At 69.3% G+C, this 7074-nt stretch carries 7 protein-coding genes; all 7 read left to right on the plus strand.

Going from position 1 to position 7074, the window contains the following annotated elements; translation table 11 throughout:
• Positions 1 to 99: 99 nt before the first annotated feature.
• Genes BHE97_RS16325 through BHE97_RS16355 form a run of 7 tightly spaced genes read left to right on the plus strand, consistent with a single transcriptional unit; the run spans position 100 to position 6831 of the window.
• Positions 100 to 837 (plus strand): GntR family transcriptional regulator, encoded by a 738-nt coding sequence (locus BHE97_RS16325; RefSeq protein ID WP_201791490.1) that lies wholly within the window; start codon positions 100 to 102, stop codon positions 835 to 837.
• A complete protein-coding gene (locus BHE97_RS16330; RefSeq protein ID WP_087625089.1) occupies positions 834 to 1322 on the plus strand; it encodes a PTS sugar transporter subunit IIA in 489 nt (162 codons plus the stop codon). The genes BHE97_RS16325 and BHE97_RS16330 overlap by 4 nt, the downstream gene beginning before the upstream one ends.
• A 1-nt stretch (position 1323) precedes the next feature.
• Complete coding sequence (locus tag BHE97_RS16335; RefSeq protein ID WP_170931466.1) at positions 1324 to 1617, plus strand: PTS sugar transporter subunit IIB; 294 nt, start codon at positions 1324 to 1326, stop codon at positions 1615 to 1617.
• 39 nt (positions 1618 to 1656) lie between these two features.
• Positions 1657 to 3036, plus strand: a complete 1380-nt coding sequence (locus BHE97_RS16340; RefSeq protein WP_087625091.1) for a PTS ascorbate transporter subunit IIC — start codon at positions 1657 to 1659, stop codon at positions 3034 to 3036.
• Complete coding sequence (locus BHE97_RS16345; protein ID WP_201791491.1) at positions 3033 to 3842, plus strand: transketolase; 810 nt, start codon at positions 3033 to 3035, stop codon at positions 3840 to 3842. The genes BHE97_RS16340 and BHE97_RS16345 overlap by 4 nt, the downstream gene beginning before the upstream one ends.
• A 5-nt stretch (positions 3843 to 3847) precedes the next feature.
• Positions 3848 to 4828 (plus strand): transketolase C-terminal domain-containing protein, encoded by a 981-nt coding sequence (locus tag BHE97_RS16350; RefSeq protein WP_170931467.1) that lies wholly within the window; start codon positions 3848 to 3850, stop codon positions 4826 to 4828.
• Positions 4825 to 6831, plus strand: a complete 2007-nt coding sequence (locus tag BHE97_RS16355; protein WP_087625093.1) for a transketolase family protein — start codon at positions 4825 to 4827, stop codon at positions 6829 to 6831. Before BHE97_RS16350 ends, BHE97_RS16355 begins: the two co-directional genes overlap by 4 nt.
• Positions 6832 to 7074 lie beyond the last annotated feature (243 nt).

The raw sequence follows: 7074 nt of genomic DNA on the forward strand, positions 1-7074 counted from the left end.
CATCAGCCACCGCCCGAGAGACCCGCTCTTGTGACCGGGGACACGCGGGTGCTACCCTCCAGAGGTCATGTCGTTATGATGTCTTAGATTGGTATTACATTGGCCATCAAGTACCTGGAGATCCGGGACCACTTGCGCCGGCGTATCGAGACGATGAGCGTCGGTGATCCGCTGCCCCCTGAGCATGTCCTGTGCGAGGAGTACGGTGCCAGCCGCATCACGCTGCGCAAGGCGATCGACGGCCTGGTCGACCAGGACCTGCTGGTACGCGAGCAAGGACGCGGAACCTTCGTCTCCCAGCCGATGCACCCGCACCGTTACAGCGAGAGCTTCAACCACCGCATCGGCGGCTTCTACAGCGAGATGGCCGAGCGGGGGCACGCGGTCGGCAGCGAGGTGCTGACCCAGCGCGTCATCGCCGCCCCGCCCCGTATCGCCGACCTGCTGGACCTGCCTCCCGCATCCTCCCTCGTCGAGCTCGTGCGGTTGCGCACGGTCGACGGCGCCCCCAACCACATCGTGCACACCTTCTTGCCGGCCGAGCGGTTCTCCGCGGTCGCCGATCACGACTTCAACACGGGTTCGCTCTATGAGTTCCTGCGGCGCGATCTCGGCGTCGAGCTCGCACGGGCCCGGCTCTCCGTCTCGATCGGCCAGGCCGATGCCGACGAGGCCGAGCAGCTCGATGTGCCTGCCGATTCGCCGCTCTTGGTCGTCGAGTCGACCGTCTTCGATCCGAGCGGCGATCCGCTGCTGTTCGGTTTCTCGCGTCTTCGTCCGGATGTCAACCAGGTGGAGTTCGAAGTGGTCTCCCAGAGCGGCAAGGAGCTGTCATGACCGAGCGGAACGAGGGAACGAAGCCGACCGGGCTGCTCGATCTCATCCCGGAGCAGGGCATCGTCTTGGGAGCCCCCGCGAAGGACTGGCACGAGCTCACCGAGATCGTCGGCGGACTGCTGACCGGTGCGGGAGCCGCTGAGCCGGCGTATACCGACGCGATGATTCGCAATGTCGAGCAGAACGGGCCCTATCTGGTCATCGCCCCCGGCCTGGCACTCCTGCACGCACGCCCCGAGGAGGGGGCCCGCGGTCCCGGACTCGTCCTGGTGACCCCCGAGTCCCCGATCGAGTTCGGCCATTCGACCAATGATCCCGTCCGAGTCGCCCTCGGCCTCACGGCGGTCGACGCGACCGGCCACCTGGATCTGCTCTCCGCGATCGGATCCACCTTCACACATCGCGATGCGGTCGACCGCATCGCGGCCGCCACCACCGTCGACGACCTGCGGGCCGTCATCGCCCACCTCACCGAGGAGAACTGACATGAACGAGAAACTGCTGGTCGTCTGCGGCACGGGCATGGGGAGTTCGATGATCCTCAAGATGATGGTCGACCAGGTGGTCGGCGCGCAGAAGCTCCCCTTCGACGTCAGCTCGGACCTCGCCTCGGGAGCGCGCTCCTCCGGTGCCGATGTCATCGTGGCCGGCCTCGACCTGGCCCCCACCCTCACCAACGTGCCGGCGACCGTCATCGGCATCAAGAACATCCTCGACAAGGCCGAGATCGCCTCCGCCCTCGAGGAGTACCTCGCGTCCAAGAGCGACGGCGAGGACTGAGCACTCCCACCGCTTCGGGAGTCGTAGAAAGGCAGAAGGATGGACATCCTCAAGGTGATCGTCACCGATATCCTCGGTGACGCGGCGTTCCTGGTCGGCCTGTTCGCGCTGGTCGGCCTGGTGTTGCAGAAGAAGGCGTTCCCCGACGTCTTCGCAGGCACGGTCAAGACCATCGTCGGGTTCTTGATCTTCGGTGTCGGGGCGGCGGCCGCGGTGGCCACGCTCGGCAACTTCCAGACCCTCTTCTCCGAGGGCTTCGGCATCGACGGCGTGCTGCCGATCTCCGAGGGCGTCACCGCCCTCGCGCTGACCAGCTTCGGCACGCAGACCGCGATCATCATGGTGATCGGCCTGCTGGCCAACCTGCTGGTCGCACGGCTCACCCCGATGAAGTACGTGTTCCTCACGGGCCAGCACAATCTCTTCTTCTCCGCGATCCTGGCGATCGTGCTGTCCGCCTCGGGGGCATCGGATCTCGTCACGGTCGTCGTGGGTGGCCTGCTGCTCGGCTTCTTCGCGGCCTTCTTCCCCTGGCTCTGTCGCAATGCGATGCCCAAGGTGACCGGTACCGACGACATCGGCATCGGCCACTACGTCACGATCGGCTATGCCTTCAGCTCCTGGCTCGGCGGCAAGGTCGGAGACCCGGCCAAGAGCACCGAGAACATCAAGCTCCCCAAGAGCCTCGGCTTCTTCCGCGACTACGTGGCCTCGATCGCGCTGACGATGATCGTGTTCTTCTACATCGCGACCGTCGCGGCCGGCAAGGGCGTCACCGATGAGCTGGCCGGCGGCACCAACTGGCTCGTCTTCCCCCTCATCCAGGCCCTGACCTTCGCGGCGGCCGTCTACATCATCATCACCGGCGTGCGGATGTTCCTCGGCGAGATCGTCCCGGCCTTCCTCGGCATCTCCGAGAAGGTCGTCCCCGGCGTGCGTCCCGCGCTGGACTGCCCGGCGGTGTTCCCCTACGCCCCGACCGCCGTCATCGTCGGCTTCCTCACGTCGTACGCGGCCGGACTGGTGATGATGGGCCTCTACATCGGCCTGGGCTGGACCGTCATCATCCCCGTCGCCATCCCGTACTTCTTCATCGGCGGCACGGCGGCGGTCTTCGGCAATGCCACCGGCGGCTGGAAGGGTGCCGTCGCGGGCTCGGCGATCGTCGGCGTGCTCATCTCGCTCGGCCCGCAGCTGATCTACCCGATCATGGACAGCGTGGGCCTGGAGGGCTCGTCCTTCCCCGAGACCGACTTCACCGCGGTGGGTTGGCCGCTCTACCAGGTCCTGCAGCTGGGTACCGGCGTCGGCATCGCGATCACTTTCGCGGCCGTCGCCGCAATCGCGGCGGTCGTCTTCGGCATCGATCGTCGCGAGAAGTCGCGTCGCGCGGTGGCCTCCGAGGGAGCCGCACAGTGACGGTGCTGACCAGCGACGCCTCGGCGAGGCTGCCCGCTCTGCGAGGTCGCATCCTGCGGATGATCCACGACGCGCAGGCCGGGCACCCCGGGGGCTCGCTCTCGGTCATCGACCTGCTGGCCGTCATCATGCTCGACAAGGGCCGCTTCACCGGCGATCCCGACCTCCGCGATTGGCTGGTGCTCGCCAAGGGCCATGCCGTGCCGGCGCTCTACGCCATGCTCGTCGAGCTGGGCGATCTGGAGGAGCCCGAGCTCGCCACCTATCGTCATCTGGGCTCGCGTCTGCAGGGTCATCCGGACCGTCGCAAGACCCCGGGTGTCCAGGTCTCGACCGGGCACCTCGGTCAGGGACTCTCGGTCGCGCTCGGCATCGCCATGGGCGAGCTCCGGCGCGACTCGGGGCGCCACGTCTGGGCTGTGGCCGGCGAAGGCGACCTGCACGAGGGCCAGTCCTGGGAGGCGCTCATGGCCGCGGCACATCACGGCATCGGCGATCTGACCGTCGTGGTCGACGCCAATGGCCTCACGCAGCACGGCCCGGTCGGCCGGATCATGGGGCTGGAACCGTTGGTCGCGAAGCTCGAGAGCTTCGGCTGGGCGACGGTCGAGGCCGACGGACACGATCCGGTCGCCTTCGGATCGGCGCTCGACGAGGTGCGCGCGGATCCGCGACCGGGCGCCGTCATCGCGCGCACGGTCAAGGGACACGGCGTCTCCTTCATGGAGAACGTCCGCGAATGGCACTCGCGCGGCCTCGACGAGGACGAACTGCGCCGGGCACTCGACGAGATCGGCGAGGGGTAGGGATCATGCCGGCGAAGACCGATGTATACGGAGACCTGCGTGCTCCACGCGAGATGATCGGCTCGACTCTCGTCGGGCTCATCGACGCGGGCGAGGACGTCGTCGTCTTGGACGGCGATCTCGGCCTGTCGACCCGTTTGGGTCCCGTCGAAGACGCCCATCCAGAACGGCTCGTGCAGCTGGGCGTCGCCGAGCAGAACGCGATGGGGGTGGCCACCGGACTGTCCTATACGGGCGTGCGCCCGGTATTCGTCTCGATGGCGATGTTCGCGCTCGCGCTGCCCTGGACCCAGCTGCGACAAGCGGCCTATGCCGGCGCACCCGTGGTCGTGATCGGCACGCACCCCGGCGTGGACATGGGCCCCGATGGCGGCACCCACCAGTGCCTGGAGGACCTCGCGCTCGCCCGCGCGGTCCCCGAGCTTGTCGTCCTGACTCCGGCCGACTCGGCCCAGACCGCGAGCGCGATCGCCTGGGCGGTGCGTCAGAGTGAGCACCCGGTCTACATCCGGGTGGGCCGCCATCCCGTCGCCCAGCTGTACACCGCCGACGAGGAGTTCGTCCCGGGCGGGCACGCGGTGATCGCCGACCACGGCGGTCGTGCGCTGATCGTGACGGAGGGGTCGACCGCATCACTAGGTCGTGACGCCGCCGACATCCTGGACGAACGGGGGATCGGCACGCGCGTCGTCCACCTCCCGTCCCTCAAGCCGCTCGACGCCGAGGGGATCCGTGCGGCGGCGTCCGGCTGCGATCTTGTCGTCACCGTCGAGAACCACAGCGTCATCGGCGGTCTCGGGGACGCCGTCTCCGGCGTCGTCGGTCCCCAGGGTGCTCGCGTCGAGCGCATCGGCACCCCCGATGTGTTCGGCATGTCCGCCACCGGCGATGAGATGCGTGAGTCCTTCGGTCTGACGCCTGACGCCGTCGCCGCGCGGATCGACGCGTGGCTGTCCACCCCATCCCTTGGAGGAACTGCTCGATGACCATCACGTCCACGACCTTGCCGCTGCTCGATGCCGAGGTCGTCACGACGGCCCGAGCGCTCAGCATCGACGCGGTCGAACGGGCCGGCTCCGGCCACCCGGGCACCGCGCTGGCGCTCACGCCTGTGGCCCAGCTGCTGTACGGCCGGCATCTGCGTCACGATCCATCCGATCCGGACTGGGCCGGGCGAGACCGCTTCGTGCTGTCGTGCGGGCACGCGAGCATCCTGCAGTACGTGCAGCTCTACCTGAGCGGCTACGACCTGACCCTCGAAGACCTGCGGAGCTTCCGTCGGATCGGCAGCCGGACCGCCGGGCACCCCGAGTACGGGCACACCGTGGGTGTGGAGATGACCACCGGACCGCTCGGACAGGGGCTGGCCTCCTCTGTGGGCATGGCCATGGGCTTCGCGCGGCAACGGGCGCTCTTCGATCCCGAGGCGCCGACGGGGGAGTCTCCGTTCGATCGCGCCGTCTGGGTGCTGTGCAGCGACGGTGACCTGCAGGAGGGCATCTCCTATGAGGCCGGCGCGCTCGCCGGTCGCCATGAGCTGGGCGCGCTCAACGTCGTCTTCGACGACAACCGTATCCAGATCGAGGGTGAGACCTCGCTGACCACCGGTGAGGATGTCGCGGCGCGCTTCGAGGCCCAGGGCTGGCACGTCCAGCAGGTCGGCCTCGCCAAGGACGGCGATATCGATGTCGTCGCGCTGGACGCGGCCATGACCGCGGCGCGTGATGAGACGGCGCGCCCCTCGCTCATCGTGTTGCGGTCGCAGATCGCCTGGCCGGCGCCGAATGCCGTCAACACCCCGGGTGCCCACGGGTCCCCGCTCGGCGGCGATGAGGCCGCGGCGACCAAGGTCGCCCTCGGGCTCGACCCGGATGCCGCCTTCGTGGTGAGTGATGAGGTCCGTGCGCGGGCTGACCGGCGTGAGGAGGGAGCGCGGCTGCATCGCGCCTGGGACGAGCTCGATGCTCGCTGGCGCGAACGTGAACCCGAGCGCGCTCGCCGGTGGGACGCGGTGATCGGAGCCCCGGGGACGGTCGAGCTGCCGGTCTTCGAGGCCGGCACGGCCGTCGCCACGCGTGACGCGTCCGGGCGGTGCCTGAGCGCGCTGGCTCCGCAGCTACCCCAGCTGTGGGGCGGCTCGGCGGATCTCGGCGACAGCAACAAGACCTCGATTCCCGGTGAGGCGTCCTTCCTGCCCGAGAGCCGCGACGGCCGTATCGTGCACTTCGGCGTCCGCGAGCACGCGATGGCGGCGATCGCCAATGGCATCGCGCTCGCTGGTGGATCGCTGCCCTATGTGGGCACCTTCCTGGTCTTCAGCGATTACATGCGCGGCGCGATCCGTCTCGCGGCGCTGATGGGCCTGCCGGTGACCTATGTCTGGACCCATGACTCGGTGGCGCTCGGAGCCGATGGGCCGACCCATCAGCCCATCGAGCACCTCGCCTCCTTGCGTGCGATTCCGGGGCTCGATGTCGTGCGTCCGGCCGATGCCAAGGAGACGGCCGTGGCGTGGCGTCTGGCGGCCGAGCGCCGGACGAGGCCGCTGGGCCTGGTGCTGGCGCGGCAGGGTGTGCCGGTGCTCGATGTCGACGATGCCGTGGTGGAGTCCGGCGTCAGGGCGGGCGCTTATGCTGTCCTCGAGCCGGATGCCGAGCCTGCGGTGGTCGTCGTCGCGACGGGCAGCGAGGTGGCACTCGCGGTCGAGGCGGCCCGCTCGATCGCCGACGAGGTCGCCGTGCGTGTGGTCTCGATGCCGTGCCGGGAGTGGTTCCTGGCACGTCCGGCCGCCGAGCGCGACACCCTCCTCCCTCCGGGAGCCCGCGCCGTGGTCGTGGAGGCAGCGTCGTCCTTCGGTTGGGCCGAGGTGGTGGGGCGCGGTGCCGGATTGGTCACGGTGGACCGGTTCGGCGCTTCCGGTGACGCCGCGGACGTACAGGCCGAGGTCGGGCTGACCGTCGAGAACGTGGTCGCCGCCATCCGCGGCTGACCGCGGGACGACCCACCGCCCCCGCCGGGCCGCCCCACACCTCCGATAGCTGCGGAGCCAGCGCGCTCAGGCCCCGCCCGGACGCGTCACGCGTGGCGACGGCCGTGCCGGCCCCCAAGACCGCCCGCCCGACCGTCCCCGGGGCTACGCTCACCCACTCCCCCCGGCGACGCCGCCCGGCGTCCCCTTCGCCACACCCGGCCGCGCCCCCAGCCCCGCCCACCCGCACACACCCCAGCACGC

The sequence above is a fragment of the Aeromicrobium sp. PE09-221 genome (assembly GCF_002174305.1).
Classification (GTDB): domain Bacteria; phylum Actinomycetota; class Actinomycetes; order Propionibacteriales; family Nocardioidaceae; genus Aeromicrobium.